General features: G+C 38.5%; 25 protein-coding genes and 2 tRNA genes. 15 read left to right on the forward strand and 12 right to left on the reverse strand.

Annotation, left to right across the window (positions count from 1 at the left end; translation table 11 throughout):
* Positions 1 to 242: 242 nt before the first annotated feature.
* The 3 genes from METTI_RS03775 to METTI_RS15010 all read right to left on the reverse strand — a co-directional run bounded on the left by METTI_RS03775 (position 243) and on the right by METTI_RS15010 (position 2,729).
* A complete protein-coding gene (locus METTI_RS03775) occupies positions 243 to 701 on the reverse strand; it encodes a MarR family winged helix-turn-helix transcriptional regulator (RefSeq protein ID WP_023844494.1) in 459 nt (152 codons plus the stop codon).
* A gap of 111 nt (positions 702 to 812) precedes the next feature.
* A complete protein-coding gene (locus METTI_RS03780; protein ID WP_023844495.1) occupies positions 813 to 2,192 on the reverse strand; it encodes a cryptochrome/photolyase family protein in 1,380 nt (459 codons plus the stop codon).
* Entirely contained in the window at positions 2,193 to 2,729 is a 537-nt protein-coding gene (locus METTI_RS15010; RefSeq protein WP_052324303.1) for an SOUL family heme-binding protein, read from the reverse strand. It lies immediately after the preceding gene.
* A 175-nt stretch (positions 2,730 to 2,904) separates the two neighbouring features.
* Between METTI_RS15010 and METTI_RS03790 the strand changes: the two genes are divergently transcribed.
* Complete coding sequence (locus METTI_RS03790; protein WP_023844497.1) at positions 2,905 to 3,564, forward strand: HAD family hydrolase; 660 nt, start codon at positions 2,905 to 2,907, stop codon at positions 3,562 to 3,564.
* Here the strand turns inward: METTI_RS03790 and METTI_RS03795 are convergent.
* Positions 3,526 to 4,725: a UDP-N-acetylglucosamine--N-acetylmuramyl-(pentapeptide) pyrophosphoryl-undecaprenol N-acetylglucosamine transferase gene (locus tag METTI_RS03795; RefSeq protein WP_023844498.1), complete on the reverse strand. Its 1,200-nt coding sequence runs from the start codon at positions 4,723 to 4,725 to the stop codon at positions 3,526 to 3,528. The genes METTI_RS03790 and METTI_RS03795 overlap by 39 nt on opposite strands.
* A 161-nt stretch (positions 4,726 to 4,886) precedes the next feature.
* On the opposite strand from METTI_RS03795, the gene METTI_RS03800 reads away from it, so the two are divergent.
* Both METTI_RS03800 and METTI_RS03805 read left to right on the forward strand, forming a co-directional pair.
* Positions 4,887 to 5,879 (forward strand): PHP domain-containing protein, encoded by a 993-nt coding sequence (locus METTI_RS03800; RefSeq protein WP_023844499.1) that lies wholly within the window; start codon positions 4,887 to 4,889, stop codon positions 5,877 to 5,879.
* A 143-nt stretch (positions 5,880 to 6,022) separates the two neighbouring features.
* Positions 6,023 to 7,150, forward strand: coding sequence for a UDP-N-acetylglucosamine--N-acetylmuramyl-(pentapeptide) pyrophosphoryl-undecaprenol N-acetylglucosamine transferase (locus tag METTI_RS03805; RefSeq protein WP_023844500.1), 1,128 nt, complete (start codon positions 6,023 to 6,025; stop codon positions 7,148 to 7,150).
* A 48-nt stretch (positions 7,151 to 7,198) separates the two neighbouring features.
* Here the strand turns inward: METTI_RS03805 and METTI_RS03810 are convergent, their stop codons facing one another.
* Both METTI_RS03810 and METTI_RS03815 read right to left on the reverse strand, forming a co-directional pair.
* A complete protein-coding gene (locus METTI_RS03810; RefSeq protein ID WP_023844501.1) occupies positions 7,199 to 7,792 on the reverse strand; it encodes a DedA family protein in 594 nt (197 codons plus the stop codon).
* 167 nt (positions 7,793 to 7,959) lie between these two features.
* A complete protein-coding gene (locus METTI_RS03815; RefSeq protein ID WP_023844502.1) occupies positions 7,960 to 8,709 on the reverse strand; it encodes an SIMPL domain-containing protein in 750 nt (249 codons plus the stop codon).
* Positions 8,710 to 9,042: 333 nt separating this feature from the next.
* Between METTI_RS03815 and METTI_RS03820 the strand changes: the two genes are divergently transcribed.
* The 6 genes from METTI_RS03820 (at position 9,043) to METTI_RS03845 (ending at position 14,309) form a co-directional block, all read left to right on the forward strand.
* A complete protein-coding gene (locus METTI_RS03820) occupies positions 9,043 to 10,302 on the forward strand; it encodes a hypothetical protein (RefSeq protein WP_023844503.1) in 1,260 nt (419 codons plus the stop codon).
* 210 nt (positions 10,303 to 10,512) lie between these two features.
* A complete protein-coding gene (locus tag METTI_RS03825) occupies positions 10,513 to 11,160 on the forward strand; it encodes a hypothetical protein (RefSeq protein ID WP_156916238.1) in 648 nt (215 codons plus the stop codon).
* A 144-nt stretch (positions 11,161 to 11,304) separates the two neighbouring features.
* Entirely contained in the window at positions 11,305 to 12,036 is a 732-nt protein-coding gene (locus METTI_RS03830; protein ID WP_156916239.1) for a hypothetical protein, read from the forward strand.
* Between the two features lie 189 nt (positions 12,037 to 12,225).
* Entirely contained in the window at positions 12,226 to 12,726 is a 501-nt protein-coding gene (locus tag METTI_RS03835; RefSeq protein ID WP_023844506.1) for a PsbP-related protein, read from the forward strand.
* Between the two features lie 178 nt (positions 12,727 to 12,904).
* Complete coding sequence (locus METTI_RS03840; RefSeq protein WP_023844507.1) at positions 12,905 to 13,621, forward strand: P-loop NTPase family protein; 717 nt, start codon at positions 12,905 to 12,907, stop codon at positions 13,619 to 13,621.
* Between the two features lies 1 nt (position 13,622).
* Positions 13,623 to 14,309: a hypothetical protein gene (locus METTI_RS03845; protein WP_023844508.1), complete on the forward strand. Its 687-nt coding sequence runs from the start codon at positions 13,623 to 13,625 to the stop codon at positions 14,307 to 14,309.
* Positions 14,310 to 14,420: 111 nt separating this feature from the next.
* Here METTI_RS03845 and METTI_RS15500 read toward each other — a convergent pair whose 3' ends face one another.
* Positions 14,421 to 14,969 (reverse strand): YkgJ family cysteine cluster protein, encoded by a 549-nt coding sequence (locus tag METTI_RS15500; protein WP_023844509.1) that lies wholly within the window; start codon positions 14,967 to 14,969, stop codon positions 14,421 to 14,423.
* A gap of 372 nt (positions 14,970 to 15,341) precedes the next feature.
* On the opposite strand from METTI_RS15500, the gene METTI_RS15675 reads away from it, so the two are divergent.
* From METTI_RS15675 to METTI_RS03865, 3 genes are all read left to right on the forward strand, one after another.
* Entirely contained in the window at positions 15,342 to 15,635 is a 294-nt protein-coding gene (locus METTI_RS15675) for a hypothetical protein (protein ID WP_156916240.1), read from the forward strand.
* Between the two features lie 331 nt (positions 15,636 to 15,966).
* On the forward strand, positions 15,967 to 16,464 hold the full coding sequence (locus tag METTI_RS16280; RefSeq protein ID WP_084324040.1) for a YkgJ family cysteine cluster protein: 498 nt from the start codon (positions 15,967 to 15,969) through the stop codon (positions 16,462 to 16,464).
* 131 nt (positions 16,465 to 16,595) lie between these two features.
* Positions 16,596 to 17,885, forward strand: coding sequence for a hypothetical protein (locus METTI_RS03865; protein ID WP_023844511.1), 1,290 nt, complete (start codon positions 16,596 to 16,598; stop codon positions 17,883 to 17,885).
* A 196-nt stretch (positions 17,886 to 18,081) separates the two neighbouring features.
* Here METTI_RS03865 and METTI_RS03875 read toward each other — a convergent pair.
* From METTI_RS03875 to METTI_RS15015, 5 genes are all read right to left on the reverse strand, one after another.
* Positions 18,082 to 18,153, reverse strand: a tRNA-Gly gene (locus METTI_RS03875).
* Positions 18,154 to 18,244: 91 nt separating this feature from the next.
* Entirely contained in the window at positions 18,245 to 20,227 is a 1,983-nt protein-coding gene (gene uvrB, locus METTI_RS03880; protein ID WP_023844512.1) for an excinuclease ABC subunit UvrB, read from the reverse strand.
* A 147-nt stretch (positions 20,228 to 20,374) separates the two neighbouring features.
* Positions 20,375 to 20,698 carry a TIGR00304 family membrane protein gene (locus tag METTI_RS03885; protein ID WP_023844513.1) on the reverse strand — a complete coding sequence of 108 codons (324 nt, stop codon included), beginning with the start codon at positions 20,696 to 20,698 and terminating at the stop codon, positions 20,375 to 20,377.
* Complete coding sequence (locus METTI_RS03890) at positions 20,698 to 20,934, reverse strand: TIGR00304 family membrane protein (protein WP_023844514.1); 237 nt, start codon at positions 20,932 to 20,934, stop codon at positions 20,698 to 20,700. The genes METTI_RS03885 and METTI_RS03890 overlap by 1 nt, the downstream gene beginning before the upstream one ends.
* Before the next feature lie 85 nt (positions 20,935 to 21,019).
* Positions 21,020 to 21,973, reverse strand: a complete 954-nt coding sequence (locus METTI_RS15015) for a hypothetical protein (RefSeq protein ID WP_023844515.1) — start codon at positions 21,971 to 21,973, stop codon at positions 21,020 to 21,022.
* Between the two features lie 620 nt (positions 21,974 to 22,593).
* Here METTI_RS15015 and METTI_RS03900 point away from each other — a divergent pair.
* The 3 genes from METTI_RS03900 to METTI_RS03910 all read left to right on the forward strand — a co-directional run bounded on the left by METTI_RS03900 (position 22,594) and on the right by METTI_RS03910 (position 25,101).
* Positions 22,594 to 23,829, forward strand: a complete 1,236-nt coding sequence (locus tag METTI_RS03900) for a proteasome-activating nucleotidase (RefSeq protein WP_023844516.1) — start codon at positions 22,594 to 22,596, stop codon at positions 23,827 to 23,829.
* An 85-nt stretch (positions 23,830 to 23,914) separates the two neighbouring features.
* Positions 23,915 to 23,989, forward strand: a tRNA-Glu gene (locus METTI_RS03905).
* A 152-nt stretch (positions 23,990 to 24,141) separates the two neighbouring features.
* Positions 24,142 to 25,101, forward strand: a complete 960-nt coding sequence (locus METTI_RS03910) for a tyrosine-type recombinase/integrase (RefSeq protein WP_023844517.1) — start codon at positions 24,142 to 24,144, stop codon at positions 25,099 to 25,101.
* Positions 25,102 to 25,112: the final 11 nt, after the last annotated feature.

Here is a 25,112-nt window from a genome sequence, read left to right on the forward strand (position 1 = left end):
TTAGTTGATTTAAAACAATTAAAATTGCAATATAGTTCATATATGAACTAATATTTAAGCTAATCGACTTATATCTGTACCAAACGTACATACAACACGCAGGAATATAGATACTTGCAAAAAGTAATTACACTTAATTGTAATCATTAAACGTAAAATAAATCTAGTAACAAAATGTGATCTATACATCAGGACAAGAAAAAAAATATGACAAAGGAATCAGGGAATCCGATGAAAAGAAATTAGGTTTCAAAAATATATTTGTTTAAAATTGATACCATTTGAGACAGGTGATCGTAATATTCAACGAGATCAGATTCACTCATACCATATGAATCAGAAATAGAAGAAACACGTTCAGTGATCATATCCATAAGTTCGAAATGATAGTCTTCCCCGGCATCAGTTAAAGATATAAGTTGTTTTCTCATATCATCCGGGTCATTATTCCTTACTACCAGACCATTTTTCTCAAGAGTATCAATCGTTGAAGTAATGGTACTTTTTCCAACTCCCAGAATTATACCCAGGCGGGAAGGATTTATCTCTTTTTTAAAGTGAATTAACCTTATAGTCTTGTTAGGGAGAGTATTAAATGTCAAAGAAGAAGACTCTACAGCAACATTTAGCATCTTTTTATCAAAAAAACAATCGTGCTCCAAATGCTTATCAAATATTTTCCTGACAAGATCCTTGCTCATGTAAAACCTCACAGTCTTTACATTCTTAGGATTTTCAACAAATAAGTATTTTGTGAATTATCAGTGAGAAAAATTCAAAAAATAAAAACAGATAAAATAAGTCATCGCCTATCAACCAACTGACTTAAAAGCTGTAAGTGCAACATTCCTTTCCTCAGAATGAACCACAAGCGGCTGCGGATAATCAACTCCTAATAGTTGCTGCCCCTTTTCCATTGAATGAATAGCTTTAGGTGAAAGAGCTTCAAGTTCAGGAACCCATTTTTTAATATACAGGCAATCTGGATCAAACTTTTTCTGCTGAAGCCATGGATTGAATATCCTGAAATATGGCTGTGAATCCGCACCGGTTGATGCAGCCCACTGCCAGTTACCATTATTCACGCATGGGTCATAATCCACAAGCCTGCTGGCAAAATATCGTTCACCCCATTTCCAGTCAATATGCAGATCCTTTACAAGGAAAGATGAAACAATCATCCTAACACGATTATGCATGTATCCTGTCGTGTTGAGTTCTCTCATTCCAGCATCAACAATTGGAAAACCGGTTTGACCCCTGCACCATGCATCAAATAACTTATCATCATCTGACCATGAAAGTGAGTCAAATTTCTTCTTGAAAGCACCAGTAAAAACATAAGGATGTGCAACAGCAATATGAGTGAAAAAATCACGCCAGTGAAGTTCATTTATGAGGGTGTGGGCCTTTCCCAGTTCATTTTCAACGTAGTGATAAAATTCACGTACAGATATAGTTCCCAGTTTATTATGAGCCGAAAGTCCCGTAGTTCCTGCTATTGACGGATAGTCACGTTCATTGTCATAGTTACTGAAACCGCTTATATCCTGAAGGACTGAAAGAGCATGGCTTCTGCCTCCTTTTGTAAATAGAGAAGTATTTCTCTCAATTGAAAAATCAGAAATTTCAACCTGATCTACATCCAGGATTCCAGAATAAATTTGACCCCCTTCAGCTGTTTTTGGAAAAGAAATCCCTTTTTGTGAAGCTTTTTTGAAGAACTGGGAGAACACAGAATATGTTTTGCCTTCGTTTGTAAGCACCGTACCAGGTTCGTGCAGTAAAGCATCATGGCAGCTTACAATATCAATACCAGAATCCTCACAGGATTTTATAATCGCAGAATCACGTTTCCTGCTAAAAGGCGTGTAATCCTTATTGAAAAAGACAGCATCTATTTCGTGTTTACCTTTCAAATCCTTAATGATATCTTCAGGAAGACCGGATAATAAAATCAAACTTCCGTTTCTGGATTTTAACTGCTCACCCAGATCATCAAGACATTCCAGCAGGAACTGGAATGCATTTGGATTGAAATGTTTTCGATTTTCATCGGCAAGCCTTGGATCAAAAATGAAACATGCAATGACCTTATCAGAGTTTTTTATTGCAAGATTCAAAGCAGTATTATCTTCAATCCTGAGGTCACGCCTGAATATAAATAAAGATAATTTGTATTTTTTTGCCAATTATTCCACCTCAACAGCAATTTCATTTCGCATCAGAGCAGGGGGAATCCATGGAGGATTGTAGCACATCAGGAAAAAATCTCCTTTAGTTACAAGATCATTTTCATCAAGTTTTGATATTAGAACTGAACGTTTTTCTTCTATAATATCACTTTTTGCATACCCCGAGAATCTGATTGCAGCCACTTTCCTTGAAGAAACGTTATGAATTGTGATTTCCGGATTTATGGGAGAGGGTGCAGTATCAGCACTATATTCAGCCGGTAGTATAAACGACATATTTACTATAGTGTCATCCCCAACTATGATAACAGGGAATATCATATCAATGTTCTTCTTTTCCATATTTTTACGGGAAATATAAGACGACAGTATCGAAAAAGCATCATCAATATCATTTGATGATGTGGAAACAAATGTAATTTCCCCGTACTCCCTTAACTCAATATTGCCCTCTAATTCATAAAGTGTCCTGTATGCAAGCTCTTCAGTTGTCATTGAAACATGCAATCCTGCAAAAAACCATGAACCAAGCATGACAGTAGACACCGTCAATAAAGCAAAAATTGCCCCGCCCTTATCCATATACAATAAATTGTCCTGAAAGTGTAAAGAGGATTGTGGTTCCTTTTAGTAGAAATATATAGATTCCATAATCTATGGTTGAACCTTAGATTAATTAGATATATCCACGTACAAATTTTCAGTTGTTATGGAAGCTCTGATATTTGATATGGACGGTGTGCTCCTAGATTCTATGCACCTGCATGCAATGGCGTGGAAAAATGCATTTATGGAAGCTGGAATCTCCATAGATGAAAGAGACATATTCGCCCTTGAAGGCGAAAATGATTCAGGAATTGTGAAAAGAGTCCTTGGGATGAATGTAAATGAGTCCATAGACATGGAAGCGATACTCACAACATTACCTGAAAGAAAACATCAGCTTTTTGGCAGGGATAATGTCACCCTGTTTAATGGTGTCGACGATATGCTCCGACAAATCAAGGGTAAATTCAGGCTTGCAGTTGTTTCGGGGTCTGACAGGAAAATTGTGGAAATGATGATGACTAAATACTTCCCGGGAATCTTTGATGTTATCGTCAGCGGCGATGATACGGAAAATGGGAAGCCTGCACCAGACCCATACAATAAAGCCGTTGAAATGCTAAAAGTCAGCAAAGAAAAGTGCATTGTGGTTGAAAATGCAATTCTTGGAGTTGAATCTGCCAAAAATGCAGGAATATTCACCATCGGCATACCTACTTATCTAACCAGGAAAGAACTCGAAAACGCTGATATAGTTCTGCATGACCACGAAGAATTATTCAGGTTAATAGAGTTGCTGATGAGAATGCTCCCCGGGAACTGAGGATAAATATTCCTCCAGCTTTTCTCTTATGAAAGTAGGTCCGTGACAGTTCATGGCCTGCTCTTTTAATGCATAGACATTTGACCGGTATTTTTCATCATCTGTCAGAGAGCGTATTGCCTGCAACAGTTCTTCAGGTGTTACGGAGTAAGAAAATCTTTTACCGTATCCGTTGTCTTCGATGAACTGTGCATTATTTTCCTGTTCATTGTGTGATTTATCAGGGAACGAAATTACCGGAAGCCCGTAACTGAGAGATTCTGTAATAGTTCCATGCCCTCCTGTACAAATTACAAGATCCACTGACCTGTAATATGGAAAAGGATCAGGAATAAGACGCTTAATATCTACATTTTCAGGGACATCTTCAAGGAGATCATAATCCAGATCCGGACCGCCTATCAGAGTATAGTTTATGCTGTCGTCCATTTTTGCAGTCTCCAACAGTGTTTTGAATATCTGGATACGGTAGCCGAACCCTCCTATACTGCAAAGTACATGCGGACGATTTAAGTCTTTTATCGGAATAACTTTCTCATGTTTTTTCCTGAGCACAGGACCACTGAATCTAATTTTATCCTTTACTTCATCAGGGAATGAAAGATTGGAACCACATATAGTAAAAGGTGGAACAAAATCAGGAACGAATATCATATCCACATTCCTGTAAATCCATGTATAGAATTTCTTAACTGTATACCCTACAGTCCCTATTACAAAGCCCTTGTTCCTGAAAAAGTCCTTCATATTTGACTGGTTCACTATCATGCATACAGGAACCTTTTTGCGTTTTGCAGCTATTATCCCGTTGTAGTAACCATCTGATATCACAAAATCCGGCTTTGTTTTTTCTATCAGTTTTGTGACTGAATTGATATTACCCAGGGAAATTCCTTTTGCAGTTGAAAGTATTGAACTTTTCAGATCAAGTGAACCTTTTTTGCCGCTGAGCCGCAGTTCCTGAGGGATTTCCTCAACAATGTGTCCTGATTCTTCTATTAATTTCTGTGAATAGCCATAAGCTCCAATGAAAACTGTGTGACCTGCACTCAGAATTTCAGATGCAAGAGAAATGCATCTTCCTGTGTGACCAAGTCCTTCGCCACACACGAATATCAGAAAAATCATACGTTTATCGGGACTTGTCTTGTACTCGGACATATGTATAAAAGTGTCGGATATGTATTTATTTGTTTATTATATAGAAAATAGAGATAACTATAGATGATGTAGATTAACTATTTATTTCTAGTAAGAGACATATGCACACATAGAAGAAAAACCGAATATAAACGGGATTTCAATAAAACAGGAGGGATAGGGTGTTCCACAAACAGGACAGCACAATGCAAAAAATAATTGCATCCGACAGAGCGATAGAACTTCTTGAAAATGGCTTTTGTAAGGCAGACCTGCATGTACACACTTCCTGCTCCTATGACGTGCCTGCAAGCTATTTAACTAAACCTGAAAATCTTTTTAAAAAAGGATTATCAGATGGACTCAATTTTGTGACCTTTACAGATCATGATACTGTGAAAGCATATGACAGAATGGGATGGAAAAGGGATAATCTTACCTCTGGAGTGGAATTGTCCATAACTGACATGGAAAATGTAGGGCACACTATCCACATCAATGCTTTTGAATTTGATAAGGGGCAATATGCCGAGATGGAGACAATTGTACAGAAAAAGCAGGATGTATATATGCTTCTTGACTACTTTAATGATAATGACATCCTGCACATGTACAATCACCCGTTCTGGTTTAAACCAGGAGAAAAACCGAATATCATGGCTGTGCCTGAGCTTGCAAAACATTTCCCGGTGATCGAATACAACATGCAGGACCTGAAGCAAAAGAACTTTTTCTCAATGGTGCTGGCACAGCGTTTCAGGAAAGGAATGGCTGTGACCACTGACAGCCACACAGGCAGGATGGGGAGAGTCTATACTGTGGCAGAAGGAGATACTTTCAGAGAGTATTTCAAAAACATTGAGAAGGGCAGGTCTTACATGATGATTGATGAACCAATCTGGAAACACATCAGCCATGAACTAAATGCATGGATAGAGCTTATCTTTAATATGGAAAAACGCATGCCACACGAGGGTGACTACTCTACTGGAGTGGAGGTAGTAGATAGGGCTGTCAGCCTCGTGTGCGGTGACAACAGGGATAAGCACCCGTACATCTGTAATATGACAATGCACCTTGCACAGCAGTTCTTTGGTTCAGGTTTACCTTTCCTGTTGTATAGGATATCAAAGCAGCCACAGGTTTCCAGAATCGGACGCGTTGTTAACAATTAAACATTTATAAAATATGTAATCACACATTACTTTTTTGAAAAACAAACTACACAGATAATAGATTGATAATGAAAGTATTTTTAAGAGATAAAAACGTAAATGCACCAGTCAGTTTTTTGTTCTGACTATTTTTTGGTGTTAAGATGAAAGTAATGATATTTGTCTGCGGCGAAGGTCTTGGACACACCAGCCGATGTATATCCATTGGAAGAGAGCTTGCTTCTGCAGGGCATGATGTACATGTTGGCGCTTACGGGTATTCTAAGGAACTTATTGAACGTAAGGGACTTAAGACCCACAAGGTCCCCTCGGAAATAACTCTTGTCGGTAAAGCAGGTTCTCTGAATCTGAAAAAGTCTATTCTTGCAACTTTCAAGAGAGGACAGTTTCTGGGCATAATAAAAATACGCAAGCTCCTCAAGAGAACAAAGCCTGATGTTGTAATATCAGACAGTTATTTCATGGGAATGCTAAGTGCTAAATCCCGCGGTATTCCATGCTATTTGATTGTGAACCAGTCAAATATGGAGGAGTTCTTTAAGGGTAAAGGCGTGTCAAGTAAAATAGTAGCCGAGCTTGTGAAAAAATCTTACACCGGAATGTTCAGGATGGCTGATAAAGTAATAATTCCTGATTTTCCGTTGCCACACACAGTATGCAGGAAGAATCTGGAGTTCAGGAAAAAGACATGGGAAAAAGTGTTTTTCAGTGGTCCGCTTATAGGAAAGACCTTTGGGGAAACAAAAACCAGAGAACTACAGCGTCCGCACGTACTCTGTACAGTTGGTGGATTTGGCTACCGTGAACCAATTTTTAGAAAAGTAATTGAAGCTGCAGGTCTGGATAGTTCCATCAATTATACTTTGCTTTCAGGCCCAAGCGTTGACCCTGCAAGTCTTGGAGAATTACCGGAGAATGTTACAATTCTGAAATTCATCGATGACCAGTTCCCATATATGAAGGCTTCAGACCTTGTTATCGCTCCTGGAGGTCACAGTACCATGATGGAAGCCCTGAGCTTTGGAGTTCCGATGATAAGCGTTCCTGATCAGAAGCATAGTGAACAGCAGAACAATGCTTTTGTTATTGAGGAAGATGGCCTTGGAAAAATGATGGACTACTCTGCATCTCCCGAAGATATACTTGAAAACGTCAGGCTGCTTATTAGTGATGAAAAGTACAGAAACAAGCTTGCAGAAATGCGTGAGATGGCAGTGGAATTGAACGGACCGAAGGCCGTAAGGTTGTTAGTTGAAGAAATTGGAAATTAATCAGGCTCAATAAGTTTCAATAAGATGAGCAAAGTGTACTTTTTGAATTCAGCGTGAGAAGTTCTTCTTGTAATAGATACTAAGGACTATTGCGATTAAGCCCATAACGGCAAAGAAGATTACATGACTCAGAACACTGACATCAGTTATCAGGTTCTGGAGATTGCTATGGAATATGTATCCTGCTGTTATGAGAACTGGGTAAAATGACAAAAGGGCTAACAGGTCATAGAATACGAATTTGCGCCAGGGCACGTTTGCAGACCCGGCAACTACAGGGCCGAAAAAGCGAAGGCCTACTATAAGCCGGAATGTGAAAATGGTTTTGCCACCGTGGTTCTCCATTAAATGCTCATAACGGGCAATCTTTTTCTTATCTTTATTACTATCGAAACGTGATAGTAATTTGCTTCCGTTTTTACTGAGCCAGTAGAGCAATATATCCCCGGAAGCACCTGCAATCAGACTGACAACGATTACTATCCAGAGATTTCCGAAACCAAGACTGACAATGTAACCTACGATGAGTAGAAGAACTTCTTCCGGCAGCGGAATGAAATGTCCCAGAAAACCGAGAGTTATGAAAATACCCACATATGAAAGATGTTCAAGATAAGGTACTATAAACTCCCAATTACTCATCTTGTTTTATCAGTAATTGAATCTATAAAAGCTCTTTCAGATCTGTAAAAAGAAGGAAAAGGATAGGGAGGAGTTGCAAAAAAATCTTTGTTTTCATGCAACTCCTGAGTGGAGTGGTTGGTTGGTTGGTCGTTTTTATAATCGCTTTTTGAATGGATTAGTCCATATCATTCAATGTAGTATGTTACCTGTACTGACATTGAAACTGTGGACTCTCCTGGTTCTATTGGTGTGGAAACTCCGCCTGCATCCATTGCTGCTTCTTCTACATCCATTGCATAGTAGATTTTAGAATTACTGTTGCTGTTTATGGATGCAGTCTGCACACCTGTGATTTTTAGATCAAGGGTGTCAGCAAGTTCGTTGGCCTTTGCTCTTGCATTGCCTACAGCTTCACTTACAAGCTCTTCACGAAGTTCATCCTGCATGTCATCAGAGACTGAAAAGGAAATACTTCCTATCTGGTTAGCACCTGATGCAGTTGATTTGTCGATGATATCGCTCAGGTAATCGAGTTTTGTGGTTGTGACCTGTACGCTGTTGGATGCGGAATAACCTGTGATGGTTCGTTCCCCGTCATAATTATAGACCGGATACACGGAAACATAGGATGTCTGTATTTCCTTGTCTTCAAGGCCGAGGGCTTTGAGTTCTGATATGACAGCGCTCATTATGGCAGCATTCTCGTCAGATGCTTCCTGTGCTGTTTCGGCCTGGATGACAGCGCCTATACTTAATGATGCGGTGTCAGGGACGACATTCTGTTCGGCGTATCCGCTCATGGTAATTGTGTCTGCTGTAGTTTGTTCAGTTCCATCCTGTGAGATGGCATATATAGTTAGTGACATCACCACCAGCACTACTGATAGCGCAATGATGGCGAAATATGATTTATCGTTTTTATTGTCAGATGACATGTTATATCCTCCTCTAGTGCCTTGCAACCGGTAATTATAACCGATTGTTACGATTAATAGAAAGACTTGAACATATTAATCAATTGTCTAAGCTTCAAACTCGTTTGTAGCTATAACAGGGGACTGATTGCGATGATAAAAACGAACATCTCAGAATTGATGTAGCCATTGTCCATAACTGTGGAAAATAAAATAGAGAACTGTTATTTAATATTATATATACGGCAAAATACTTATAGATACTAATAATATATATTTGGCATGGGATGATTGAGATTATTTCTTTGGTGTGGGAACCATGAAAACATCTTTTTACAATTAAAGAGGGATTGAGTGATTTATGGTGAGATCGAGTTTATAGGAATTGCAGATATTCCACGTATCAATACCATTTTCAGTATCGATAACACGCTGTGGACACCCTGGAAGGTTATTCTCAGCGATAAAGAAATGACAATCCAGACCACTGACAGATCGATACACATCAATCTGGAAAACATCCTTATCGTTGACAGGCCCTTGCCGCATGCTATTCTCTGTAAACTCCAGAATTCCAGTAAACATGGTTCGGTAATTGTTATTGATTATAAAAAAGATGCGACAATCGGTATAGGCGAAGTAGTTTCTTCCATGATACTTTCCGGAAAGAAATCCGATATTTCTAACCTGAAATATATGATGATGAGCCTTTTAGGAATGAAGGCTGACCCAGTTATTGGAACTATGAAACCGGAAGATATACGACTTTTGTGCCTCCTTGCATCGGGAATTAATAGTCTTGATATGCTTGTCCCTATTTTCGAAGGTGATGATGAATTGGTCAACAGGACTTTTGCGTCTTTGAAAACCAAAGGACTTGTTGATAAGTATGCTACTCTGACACCCCTTGGACTTGATCTTGTAGACAGGGTAAAGGGTGTTGAAAAGAAGAAGCTCGGATCTAATATTCAGGAGGATTTCGATAACCTGTCTACGGTCTGGAATTGCCTGGATTGCAATATGGGACCGTGTGATGATGAAGCTAACAGAATTATATGGAAATTTGGAAATTCAAAATTATGCGGTAATGTAGCTACAGCCGATATTGATAAATTCATCTGTCCTGCATCTATTGAAACAATTGAGGTTGAGATTCCTGAAAATACCTGTTTTATGGATCTGATGATCCATACTGTTAATGATGCTTTTGTTGTCCTGAAGTCACGTGATTATTCAGTGATTCTGGCTATCTACGGATGCCTGAATCTTAAGGAAGATGTGCAGATCCGTATTTTGTTCTGTTTTTACCTTGGTTTTGTAACAGAGACAGAAGTCCTGAATTTCCTTCAGATTTCTTTTGCATGCTTTGCACAACATTGTGAGATACTTGTGGAAAATAAGCTGCTTGACTGGGAAACTAAGGAGCTGACAAATGCCGGGTTAAATCTAGTCCACAGGAAGTTAATAGGAGATGTGTCTGTCCTGTTTAACTGGTCATGTTTTGAATATAAATCTGAAAATTTCAAGAAAATTGAGACAAGAAAGAAAGAATGTGCCAAAAAGAAGATAATGGATATACTCCAGAGCAAACACGGCAAGACGTTGGACGTCTGAGATTAAAAATGAGTAACGGATACAATCAAGGTACTTAATATTGTTATTATAATTACTATTGCTATTATTACTATTAATGCTACAAACTTTATCAATTTTATTAGTATAGGTATTATTAGCCATAGCCAAAATAGTTCTACATAGATTCCGGTAAATAAACTTAAATACATAGTATATAGTTCATTAGTATAATTATATTCCACAAATATAATGAGTACTGTAAAAATGGATGCTACGATTCTGCTGCTTGTGATATTTCTGCTTTTTGTGACAGCCGGATTTGTTAAAAGATTAATTTTGATAGCTATTGTACGCCGGAAATTAGATTTTCTAAACAGGTACTCATCAATATACTGTGAATTCGCGGAAACTTATTCCACAAACTTTGATTCCCTGTTGTACTTGTGGCTGACAAATAAAGCCTCCGAGATTCAACAAACCCTTAGATATTTTGAAGTTAATTCTAAAATTCCTCTTATTAAACCGGTTATAACAAACCCACAGTTGATTAGCAGAATTCTTCCTGCAATGAAATACGGAACTGTAAACACCGGAAGAGTAAATTCATCATACAATACATTGCTATGTTGCAAAAATAGCATGGAAGAGCTGATGGAAAGTTTGCACAATGACCTGCGAAAACCATTCAAACTATCCCTGTCAGGAATTCTGTATTTTGTTTCCCTTCCGGTTTTGATGATGTTCTGGCTCAACCTGATAAGCGAATCCATGTTCTACAGGATCATTAGCTCTTATGAATTCAGGCTGGCAAATATCCTGACCTGCCTGATATGTTTGATTACTTCATCAATTATTATGTTTGACGGGTTTGGTGGAGAATTCCTGGGAAATCTCTGAAAGAGATTTTTATTGGCAATATCGGCAAAATATGGTTATAATCTAAATTACTTTGGAATTTACAAAGTACTTTATACCAGAGAAATTATTCATTTATTTATGAATGATACAAAAATAACTATTATGTTTATTCTTTTAATTCTGATGAGTTCTGGATGTACAGAACAGGAAGAATTTACAATATCAGAGAATGCTACTATTATTTCCATGAAATATGTGACCACTTCTGCAACCAATATGGAAAAACAGGAATTGATAATTAATTCAAGTACTATGGACATTAGTATTTACAATCCTGACAATGAACTCAAAGCGCATTACACCAGACCTATGATTGAGTATCAATGGAAACAACCACCTTATATGCTTACAGGAAAGCCTTTCCTTGAGATTAGTTCTTCTTCGCAGGCACAAAAAATACTGCCAGATGATTCAGATTCCGGTACTCTGGAAGTTACTGTGTTGCAGGAGGGTGAGATTTACACTTTAACTATTGATTCAGATTCTCAGAAATACCAGATTGAAGATTTATACGAGATTGAAAGTTACATGGATTCCCAAAAACAACTTGCACTAGAGCCTTCTTTTGAAGAAGCACAGGCAATTGTTGAGCCTTGGATCACTTCCATGCCTACTTACAGTTTTGATGGTTCTAACCTGACATTAGAAGAACATAGTAGGGAAGACACGTTGCCTTCCACGCATCTGTTGATATACACATTTACCAGCAGTCATGAAGGTTATGGTGACCGCTCAAATGAAGATCTAGCCGAAGAACTCACAAATCACACAATCTGGGTTTCTCTAAGACAGCGTGCAATCATAAAAGCCATAATTGATGATTCATGGGATGAGATTAATCAGGAGCCATTGTAATCCTTTAGCAAAAACAGCTCCGTAGAAATCCTGTCATTCAAATTTGAAGGTAAATAGACCGGTTTTGTCAGGAATTCTACAGAGCCACAAAACAAGAATTTAAATATTGAAACGAAGTACCTTTGGAAGTATCTTTGATCTCATGGGGTGGTTACATCAAAGACACGTATGTTGACGGTGAAAAAAATCATGAAAACAAAGAAATCAGTGACTACTTTTTGTGTACTTTGTGTATTGGCATGTGCTGTTGTGATGACCAGCGGCTGCACGGATGATACCAACAGTAACAGTGATATTGAAAATTATGCTACATATTCAGATTCAGAAAATGGATTTACTGTAAAATACCCGGCTACCTGGGAAAAGATGGAAACTACGAGCAGAGTGACGTTCAAGAATAACGAAACAAATGCTTTTGCCAATATAGCTGTTTTAAGTATGTCTTCACTGGGTGCGACTTCACTTGAAGAGGTTGTCGACTCATATGGCGCTCCCGGCGGCAAATATACTACCTTCAATGGATATGAGGCGTACGAGGCAATTGCAAGCGACCCATCCGACATTGATACCAGAGACATCCTTTTCGTTGAAGGAGACAGATTATTCATACTGGGCTATATCAGCTATCTGGAAAACAAAAATGATGTCGAAACCATGAATACCATTCTTGAATCTATTGAAGTGCAATAATAGTTATTAGCATCCTGATTGTGCTCTTCAGGTTTTGAAGAGTGCAATTTGGAGATTTTATTGGAAATCGCGGGTTATTTGAAACATTGTTCCTCATGTAGAAAATAAGTTGATAAATTTGTGTAACAGAGGATCGTAGCAAAGTTATTAATCAATGAAATCTTAAATGTGAATTGTTATGGATAATTATAGAATTGATGAATTTGCACCAATCGATTCCATATTAAACAGTTTTTCAACAGACATGTTTGATGGAATTACATTTATCATGAGGCCTGTAGTTGGCGGTATTGATTATTTGAGGTCTATGCATCAATCTTATTTATTCAAAAAAGAGATTAACAAAATCTCGAATTTTGATTTTGAAACCCGGGAAAAAATAATTGATTTTTTCACGGATATCGTTGCTGGCAGGATATTTGATGAAGAGTTCATTGATGAATTGGAAAGAAAAGTGTCCGAATTAGACGAGATTAGAGATATCTTCAAGGAACTAAACCACAGAAGATTGAATATTGAGCAAAAACAGATACATCATATTTTGAATTTGTCTCTTAGAAAACTCAATGGCAGGATAGTTTCAATCAGAGATGAAATAAATTCACGAATGTGGGATGATGGTGAAGACATTACGCAATTATTGCTGCTTGATCAGGTATTTTATTTAATTCAGGAAATGATTAAAGAAGCTTTGGATATCCCACATAGCAAGTTAGCTGATTCAAATATCTGGAATGAAATAATATTTTCATTACTTTATATAGAAGCATTTCACAGAAAAAAAGTTTCATATCTGGATTTTCAGAATTTTTTGTCCAGCCTGAGTTTATACAATTATAAAGAAAGCAAGAATGTAAAGGATAATGACGCCATTTTTGAAGCTTTAGTGGTTTAACATGAATTATTCCATTGATTCCAATATTTTAATTGCTTTGATAAACCCTAAAGACAGGCTTCACAAAAGAGCAATATCAATAATGAAAAATGGCAGAAATGACTATATTATTTTATGTTCAACCGTCTTATCCGAATCTCAAAATCTTTTCAGGAATCGTATAAACCAGATTATTGTTGAGATTATTCAGTTTTTGCCTAATTTCCAAAATAAGAAAATGTCCCAAATGGAATATCAGGAACAATTGATAATCTCTTTTAAGAAAATAAAATCATCCAATCCCGGAATATCTAATTTTTTGGATCTGGTCTATAATGAGATACTTAAATTTCTAAAAGACAACGATAGTCATATGCTTCCTGCTTTTTTATCCCAGCTTGCTATAAACTATTCTCAGTCACTATACAAGAAACTGGATGATATGCACTCAAATGATGGTAAAATAATATTGTTAAACCACAATCATCTGAAAGCTGTGAAAGAAGCAACTATTGGTACGTACTTCAAAGACCCAAATGATGAAAGAATCTTTTTTGAACTCATGACGAATCTCCTTGATATTGTTCCCATTAACTTTTACACAGGTGACTCTGAATTTGTTAAAAAGATAAACAAAAGTTATCCGTCTTGTCTTGTGTATTTCAAATTAAATGACAACTCGTTTTCATGCTGTTTAGTGAAAGATTGAAAATATGAAAAATAAAGAGGTATCCATCCAACATTGATACCAGAGACATCCTTTTTATTGACTGAGACAGATTGTTCATACTGGGCCATATCAGCTATCTGAAAGACATGGTTATTTAGAATTCAGATAATCGCTAAATATTTTCAAATATTCTATAGAAAATCCAAAACCTGTGACATTGTAAGCTATTCCTTTGTTTCTTTCAAAGATATCAGAACATTCTTTGAGAGCTATGTAAACATGCTCAGGAACTGATTCTTTCTCAATTTCCATCATGTGTTTGTAAAGATCACACAAAATAATTATACCCATTTTGCAGGGATCAATTGTAAACATTCCTGGCTCCGGACTCGTATTAAATGGATATATTCGACAAATAGTTGGCCTGTATTCATATGCACCACACTTCCCTGATTCTGATAAAAATGGACAAGGATTCTTTAGAGAGTAATACGTGGTGCTGTTGGTGACTCTAAAATCAAGATCTTCTGTTTTTGCTTTTGATACATTACTTAATTCTTTCAAGTCAATTGCATCCATCTCAATTGTTTTTGCCTTACAACAATGTGCAGGACAATCAGATGGACATTCATAGTGAGAGAGAATATTTGTGGCAATTTGATATATGATTGTATCTTTTAATCTTATTTTTGTGGACATATATTAGATTTTATAATGTATAATATAAAAACATAGTTAAATGTTCTTTGTGAATTCGCCAGTCATAATCTCCACGCTTGAAATATACAGAACTTTCAGACCACCATACATTTATACCAAGATTCCTTTAATAAATTTGGGAATGTTGCCGGTTGAGTACAAAATATTGCCATTAATTAATACCTCACTTAATTAATGGAAACTACCTGTAACCTGGTATTATTGACACACCCACTCCCACACAAACCCGTCTTATTTTAGTCAATAATACCCATTCCCATCGTGCATCATTATGGCATTCGTCATTTGTTTTCAGAAATGTTTATATGTAGCCATAATAGACATTATTATGTACTCAATGGGCTGGATAGCGTGGGGCCTGGGTACGGCGTCGGGTGGATATATTCGACGCCATTCATATTATACTACTATTTTACAACCTGTTTCTTAGGATACCAGGAACTTTGCACTTTCCTGGTAACTCACACCACCAGATTAAGATCTAAACTTCCATCCCTGAAATGTCCAGATCCGGAACCTTTGACCGAAGAAGATCTTCTATTCTTTGACAATACAGATCCATCTGACCTGGACACATCAGAAGTACGTGACTACCTGCAGGAGGTTGGCCTACTTGATTCCAACGATGATAAACGTAACAACTAATGATTTTATAATCCAGGGATCCACCCTTCACACTTCCCACGCCTTAACCATGTGGATCCTTCAAAACATCCTAGCTGCCTTTCTCTTAGGTCTCTTTATGGGTCTGACTGGTGCTCTGTTCTATGAATCAAATAAGAACTATGTAACTCCCTGGTTGTTTGAGACTGCTATCCCCTGGATAGTAGGGAAGATTAACGGTTCCCAAAAATAAAAGTGTTAAATTGATTGTGTAGTATGGTATCCTAATAGATTTATACATTCGATGTATAAATTTACAATTATGTCCAAAGAAGGTAAACTCGTTTGAGACGCACATACTGCACTTAAAAAGATATTATCCAATTATTCATGCCCTTCTGACTGTTTTGCTTTTTGTTGCACATCTCAAGATATTGAGTTAATAGAAAAAGAGCTCAATACATTACGCAAAGGAACTAAAGAAAATATAACAGATATAGAGTTCACTGAATTTGATGGCAATAGAACATACATAATAAAACCACCATGTAGGTATTTATCAGAATCTAATAGATGTACTGTTTATAGGTGGAGACCTGAGGTTTGTAAATCATTTCCTTTTAATTTTCATCCTGAAACGCACATGTTTGTTGTATATCCATGTAAACTAGGAGTAGATATCTGTAAAGATTTTTATGCGTTTAAGAGTCAAAAAACAAATGAACCTGTTCCATTACATAAGATTAGAAATTTGGAAGCTGAATCCGAATTGTATTACGATGATACAAATGATGATGCGCAAATATCATTCACTAAAATGAGTTTTTCTGAGACAATTGAATTTAGTAAGTTCCTTAAATCTAAAAAATAGGGTTTAGAGCTCATGGAGGATTGTTCGACGTATGAAGGTGGGATGTATTCTGCTGTAAGCTTAAATTGTATCTCAAATTAAAATTATGAAGATAGGAACCTTTATTATTTTGAACAGTGTTTAGTTGTGATATGCTGTATTTTATCTTGGATTTGCTTTCAGCAGAAGTGAACAGAGAAATTCTACTTTCATGTTCTATATTTGGTTATGCTTTGTTCTTTATATATTTCTATGGAAGTAAATCATGGACTGATTTTTCAGAGATAGATAAAGTAGGCATATCTCTCGTTTTTGGTTTTATTACTTTTTATTTCTTGCTTCTTCCGTTGTATACTCTTTTAACTGCTTTTATTAATATTATCAATTTCACAAGCGAAGATATGATTATGAATCCTGTTGCTGATGTATCTTTGTACAGAACTGGATTTTTTCTTTTAATTGGCTACCTAATTGCTTATAGGAGGAAAGTTAAAGTTGCCCTGATTGAATGCAAAAGATTGCATATGCATATTAATTATGCTATTTTGATATTACTTCTGTTGATTTTAGTAATCATGGCTCTATCTGAGATAATTAGTCTGACTGCAACACATTACTCAGTTTACTTTATGCATTTTGCATATATTTGTCTTGCATGCTGGCTTCCGATTTTACTTTTGTTAATTCTAAATATAGCAATATTTTATGAAGAAAATGATAAACTAGACTCACTTATAAGATTAGAATCGCTGAATATATCATCACGTTTAAAAATATTCATGATTGCTCTTATTTTGTTATCATTTATAGCAATTGGTACAGCCTCATTAATACCTAGTATAGATACAGAAGATGGGGATACTGTAATTGTTGTAGATGAGTTTCCAGTTGAGCATAATTTGTCACGTATTTCAGCTGATAAAATAGTTTACCGGCATTATACAATTAATCATCCTCTCGCTTTAGACTGGGTAAGGGTTGAGACGGAATACAATGTAGTTAGTGCATCGAAGGGAGGATTTAACAGGAAAACTACAGACTACTATGTAAATGATAATTATTTTATTATCAATGAAATCAATGAAACTAAAGTATCTGTAGTGATGACTGATGAAATATGCATGGACAATGTGGTATCTTTAGATGCAGAGATTCCAGAATATAAAAATGAAACATGTTATGCAAAAATACACCTAGTAAACAATTTACCTGTAACATTGCAAATTCAAGATTTCTCATTTGATTTGCATGATAACTACAAGCCCGTAAAAGTGGTTGTTAATTACAATAGATCAGGAGAGTTAAAATCTTATTCATGGACAGAAAACAATACAGAGAGGGATATTGTGACTGTTAAAGGGAGCGATCTACTTATACGCTGTTATGACTTAGATGAGGTAAATGATAGTGTCGATGTTTATGCCGTTTTGAAGCTAAAATAAGCAATTTAACTGAGGTACACAAGACAGATACTCTTTCCTCACAAGTTCCGGATCAAATTCCAGGTAATTATTAGCCCAGGTCTTTTTCTTTAATGAATCTCCCCTGAGCCTTGATGTATACTTCCTGCATCCCTGCTCTAAAAACAAAATAAAACAAAGTCTAGTAACAATCTTAATTTTAAGAAAAAAAATTGAGTGCGCCGACCGGGATTCGAACCCGGGTTTAAGGCTTGGAAGGCCTCAGTCATAGCCACTAAACCACCAGCGCAGTTTGGACACCCAATACAGTGCTTTTTCCAATATAATCTTTTCGCCTGATAATGAATATAATCCGGGGTAGTATTTAAAAGAGGAAGCAATCACAGGGAATATTCTTCCCTGAGTTCCTTTATTCTGTCGCGAAGTTCTGCCGCCCTCTCAAATTCAAGGTTCTTGGCAGCAAGGTGCATATCAGCCTCAAGGTCAATGATAATATCTTTGATTTCACGAGCCGAAGCATCCTCTGCAATTGCCATCACACCGGAAGCAAGCTGGTATTTCTCACCCTTCACAAGTTCTTTTTGCAGAGCCTTGCGAATTGTAGTTGGCGTAATACCATGCTTCTCGTTAAACTCCATCTGAAGCTTGCGACGCCTCTCGGTTTCACTGATAGCACGCTCCATAGAACCAGTCATATTGTCAGCATACAGGATGACACGACCTTCCGAGTTCCTTGAAGCACGTCCGATAGTCTGGATAAGTGAACGCTCCGAGCGCAGGAAACCCTCCTTATCAGCATCCAGTATCGCAACAAAAGAAACCTCAGGAATATCAAGACCCTCTCGCAGCAGGTTAATTCCGATAAGCACATCGAACTCACCTTTTCTCAAATCCCTGACAATCTCCGCACGTTGAAGAGTATCGATATCCGAGTGCATATATCGCACCCTGATGCCCAGCTCCAGAAGATATTCAGTCAGATCCTCGGACATCCTTTTAGTCAGAGTCGTCACAAGAATCCTGAATCCTTTCGCAGTTACCTTGCGAATCTCACCGATAAGGTCATCCACCTGATTCTCAACCGGCCGGACAGTAATTTCAGGATCAACAAGGCCTGTAGGACGGATAATCTGCTCAACCACAGCCTTGCTTTTCTCAACCTCATATTCCGCAGGAGTTGCAGAAACATAAATAACATTGTCAAGCTGCCTCTCAAACTCATCATAACGCAGCGGCCTGTTATCAAGAGCCGAAGGCAACCTGAAACCGTACTCTACCAGTGACTGCTTCCTTGCCCTGTCACCGTTGTGCATTCCGCGTACCTGCGGGATGGTTACATGTGATTCATCAATAACCAGAAGATAATCATCAGGGAAGAAATTAAGCAGAGAAGATGGAGGCTCGCCGGGACGGCGACCGTCAAAGTGCCGAGAGTAATTCTCAATACCACTGCAATAACCAAGCTCACGGATCATCTCCATGTCAAACTTGGTCCTCTGTTCCAGCCTTTGAGCTTCAAGCAAACGGTTCTCCGACCTCAGCACAGCCAGCCTGTCATGAAGTTCAGCTTCAATTGTGCCCAGAGCCTTGTCAATATATTCCTCCGGCATAACGAAGTGTTTGGCAGGATAGATACCGATTGTCTCACCCTGAAGCACTTCTTCCAGCACTTTTCCAGTCAGAGTATCAAAATAAGCAATCCTGTCAATCTCATCACCAAAAAGCTCGACTCTTATCCCTTCCTTCTCCTGTGCCGGAAATATTTCAATCGTATCCCCACGCAAACGGAAAGTACCCTGTGTAAAATCAATATCATTCCTTTCATACTGAATATTGATAAGTGATTCAAGGAAAGCAGGTCTGTCAATCTCCATTCCGGGAGTGAGCATCACAGACATAGCTCTCCACTCATCAGGAGAACCGAGGTTGTAGATGCAGGAAACACTGGAAACCACAATAACATCTTTGCGCTCCAGCAGAGCTTTGGTTGCCGAAAGTCTCAGCCTGTCTATTTCTTCGTTGATTGACGCATCCTTTTCGATATAAGTATCAGTTGTAGGCAGGTAAGCCTCCGGCTGGTAATAATCGTAATAACTGACAAAATACTCAACGGCATTATCCGGGAAGAATTCCCGGAACTCAGAAAATAGCTGTGCAGCAAGGGTTTTGTTGTGTGCTATCACAAGAGTTGGTTTTTGCACATTCTGTATGACATTGGCTACTGTGAAGGTCTTTCCTGAACCTGTCACACCGAGCAATGTCTGGTGTTTCTTTCCTGCAAGCATACCTTCTGTAAGCTGGGAAATTGCCTTGGGCTGATCACCCTTCGGACTGTATTCAGAAACTAGTTTGAAAGGACGCATCAATATGTGTATTGAGCCGAAAGCCTATAAACGTATTCACAGGCGAAGTGCATGCGTATTTCATTTCTAAAAACAGGATTTCACCGGTAAACAATATCACTGCCTCACCACACGATTCACAGGCATGTCATGAAATAATCCCCAAGTTCACCGGGAGAATATCAGGAAATACAACAGCATCAGCACAATTGCCAGTATCATCAGTGTCTGGGCACTCTTATTGTCCGAACCGATTATAACCGGAATTGGCCCTATCATAATAAGACCGCTTCCTCTTACCTCTGTTTTATCAGAAACTGGCCCATTATCATCACGTGGATTAGAAGGATCAGAATAAGCTGAATTTGAATTTAAAGAGTATTCATCCTTTATTTCAGTATTCTGAGAGTTAGACACACCTGAAATGAAGATTAAAATAAAACCTGCAATGATCAACAGCATCCCTAATAATATCAAGCTACCACCAAGCATCACAGTCCCCTCCTTGCTAACAGATAGATCACAGCTATCAGGACACCTGCCCAGAGCATGGATGACGTAATTTCCGGAGATGATCCAAATGCAATTGGTACCGGACCTATCATGAAAAGGCCACCAAAATCGCCACTGCCACTGAAAGAAGAAAGTATTACACCGGCAAAAACAAGGAAAAATCCAAGGAATATGAGTAGTGAACCCAGTTGTGAAAGCTCCTGTGGCGAACGCATGAGAATCAGTATGTTAAAGGTCTGTTAAATAAGTAACAGTAAAAGAATATTGTTTTTAAAAAATAAATATCCCTAAAAAGAAAAGTTAGTACTGGAACCTATAATCCTGAGGCATTGATGCCATCTGGTCAATGCCCATATCGGATTCGGGTTCAAGCTCGTCTGCAATGTAGCGGTACTCACGCTGTGTCCTGTTCCCCCTGCGTGCAAGAATGTTCTTGCGGAACATACGAGAGAGATATGTAGACACTGTACTCTGTTTTATTTCACCGTAAATACGCTCGTACTGCTTCTGAATATCCTGTGATGAGAACCAGATTCTCGGGTATTCGTACTTCAGGAAGAGTTCCAGACGTTCATTGATTGTCAGTGAATTGTCATTCATCCTATCATGAAGTGAAGGAACCTTGCGTTGTGGTGCTGCCTGTCGCTGAACCTGTAACGGAGCTTCAATATTAGGTACAGCCGACATCATCTGTTGGTTAGGATTCATTGTTTGGCGGACCGTAGATGACAGTGGTGGTGTCGGCTGTCCATACCCATATTGCTGAACCCCCACAGGAGGTAGAGTGTTGGGTTGTATATATTGCGGCGGCAATTGATAATCATTAATTGTATTCGGAACTGAATTCTGTCCCGGTTGTGGTGCATAAGCCTGCCTGAACTGTTGAGTTTGTGGCGGCACAGGCTGTGCAGGAATCTGTGTTTGCTGTACCGGCATCTGTGAATACTGTTGCTGGTACTGCTGTGATTGATTCACCTGCTGCGCTGGCTGTTGAGAAATAACAGGAGGCTGCTGAACAAATTGTGGTTGGTATACATTCTGTCCGGCAATATTTTCCTGAGAATTAGTAGTATTAGAAGGAGCTAATGCATTTTGCATCATGTTAGGTGAATTGGACGAAGGTTCGGAAATAGTTCTAGTCTCGTCTGCATATATGTTCAGGAATGCCAACTGACTGTGCCTGTCAGCAATCCCGAACTCGGCGCTTGCTTTTTTAGTGCCATCGTCGTTGATGATCTCAAGCCGAACCTTCATCCTTTTTGCCTCTTTGCGGATCCATTCATCCCCTCAGATGTAGTGATGGATTCACAAAACCATTTATCCCCTCAGACTCATGGTGTTGCTCATTAATCTTGATCCGTTATCTTGTGAATACATCAGGAACACACTGTTTCTCTGTGCTTCACAATACATACATGGGTTTAATATTATATAAATATTTGCTCTAATAATATGTATCAACATGTTTTAAAGTAAATCAAAGCAATAATAGAGCTTTATTTAAAAATTAAAACATTCAATACACATTGAAGACAAATCACACAATTCGTCTACAATACAACAACTGCAATAATAATAGATAAATATTTCGTTTTTTGTCGAATTTAACAGTAATTATGTGTGCTGAAAAAACAGAAACAGATTTTAAGCTTTATTAAAGCCAATTAAATGGTTATTAAGTATTTTTTATCAAAATAAAAGTCAAAGGAAGCACAAAAAGAATACAAAACTGTTTTTTGTGATAAGCTTAAAAAAGACATTTCAGGCCATTTTAGCAATATGAGAGGTAGTACAAAAATAAAGATGCTGCGAACAAAAGCATGATGCATTGGTGCAGTCGCCTTTATATCCAATGATACCCATAGTAAGCCCCTATGTCAAATAGTAGTGCTGAATCACCAATTGACAATATTAGTTCAAAGATAAAGACTCAGATAGAGTCCAATTCTCTTGACGAAAAAGATGTGGAGACCTTACTCCATGAAATTGAATTACTTAAAGTCAATAACGAAAACATGCGGGCAAAGTTGCTTGAAGCAAGCATGCTGGCAAACAATTATCTTGAAGAGACAAGCAAGCTCAAGAGACAGATAGAGCAGCTCACAACCCCACCACTTTTCATCGCCACAGTCATGGAAGTTGACAACGGAACGGCACTTATCAGACAGCATGGAAACAACCAGGAAGTTGTGACCAAGATACCAGCCAATATTAATGTTGAGGCAGGTATGAGAGTTTGCGTGAATGCCGCATTCTCTATTATATCTATCATCTCCAGAGCTGCGGACGTGCGTGCCCAGGTTATGGAGCTTATCAACTCTCCGGGAATCGACTATGACATGATAGGCGGCCTTGATGATGTCCTGAAAGAGGTTATCGAATCTGTGGAACTTCCGCTTGTCGAGCCGGAGTTGTTCGAGAAGATAGGAATTGAGCCTCCAACAGGTGTGCTGATGTACGGCGCTCCGGGAACAGGTAAGACCCTTATCGCAAAGGCTGTTGCTTCAAGAGCAAATGCTACATTTATCAGGATGTCAGGTTCAGACCTTGTGCAGAAGTTTGTGGGAGAAGGCGCACGCCTTGTGAAAGATGTGTTCCAGATGGCTCGCGACAAGTCCCCATCCATCCTTTTCATTGATGAGATTGATGCTGTGGGTGGCATGCGTACACACGATGGTACCACAGGTTCTGCGGAAGTGAACCGTACCATGCTTCAGCTCCTTGCTGAGATGGATGGTTTTGATGCAACCAGAAATGTTAAGGTCATTGCCGCAACCAACAGGATAGATCTTCTTGACCCTGCACTGCTTCGTCCGGGAAGATTTGACCGTGTTATTGAGGTTCCACTCCCTGATGAGAAGGGACGCTTTGAGATTTTCAAGATTCACACCCGCAAGATGAACATGGCTGAGGATGTGGACTTTGAGAAACTCGCAAAGATGACAAACGGCCTCAGTGGTGCAGATATTAAAATTATCACAAAGGAAGCCGGAATGTTCGTTCTCAGAAGACGCGGAGACAGCATCAAAATGCAGGATCTCCTTGACGCTTATGAGAAAGTCGTTTCCGAGGAAGAAGAACAAACTTCCCCATACAGTATGTTTGCATAAATCGCAAGCATACACCCTTTTTCATCAAACGAAAGATTAATATGCTTTGAGTGACTTTCAAGGGTGCTGACAAGCAAAGCAGATTGCTCCGATAGTGTAGCACGGCCAATCATGCAGGACTCTCACTCCTGCGACTGGGGTTCGAATCCCCATCGGAGCATCCGTCTCTATTTCTTTTAACTTTACCTAAACTTAATTTATAATTTTATATAGATTAATCTTTTTAACTGTGCTATATATTTCTCTATAGAGTCTATGTTCCAACAAAATATAAAGGATAATTTTAGTCCTAATCCTCGGTGGGACTAAAAAATGGAACTTTTAAGTCAATATTTGCATGACTGCAAGGTCAGGGGTAGGACTTGCCGCACTATTGAGAGCTATAAAAGTAGTGTCAAAGAATTCCTGGAATATTTTGAGGATCCTATTTCCCTGGACAAACACGACATAGTATTATATCTGGAGTACCTGCAGGAAAAAGGAAAGAAACCAAGCACTATCCAGAGGGACTTTTCAGCCATTTCCGGATTTTATGAATATTTGATTTTTGTTGATCTGGCAACAGCAAACCCTATTCCACAGATTAGAGCTCGCTATCTTGATCAAAGTTATGAACCGGACAGAAGATTCATTCCGGAACTTCAGGACCTGAGAGCCATTATCCGAGCCATGGAGAACGACCAGGACGAAACAATAATGGAGCAGGCAATGATTTGCACCCTGGCAAAGACTGCCTCCAGGAGAGGAGAATACATGGAGCTCAAAGTGGATGACATTGACATGTCTAGGAATGAGATCTACTGGAGCAGGAAAAAGAAAAGAAAAGTACGCCTGGGATTCATTGATGATGAACTACACGATATCCTGGAAAGATATTTCGAATGGAGAGCCCCAAGAGCAAAGACTGATTACCTCTGGATCTCCAAGCGCGGAGGAAGGATCCATAAAGATTATACTAACGATATCCTGCAACATTACGCTACACCCCTGGGCTTGCATCAGCCTGGAGGACCACTGCACAAGCGTTTAACCTGCCATTGTCTCAGAGGATTTGCCACCACTCAACTGGAAAGATCCGGAATGAAAGAGCTATACATCCACTGGCTCAGAGGTGACAGTATGAAAAAGGATGCAATGAGGCAACATTACATAAACTTCGATCCGGAGATCATTCGCCAGGAATATCTGCAACACGTTCCAAAAATCACATATTTTTATTCAAAATATAGAGACGCTGATATTAATTGTAAATCATATACGGCTATATGTTAATATTTAGCAAG

Origin of the sequence: Methanolobus tindarius DSM 2278 (assembly GCF_000504205.1) — an archaeon.
GTDB classification, from domain to species: Archaea; Halobacteriota; Methanosarcinia; order Methanosarcinales; family Methanosarcinaceae; genus Methanolobus; species Methanolobus tindarius.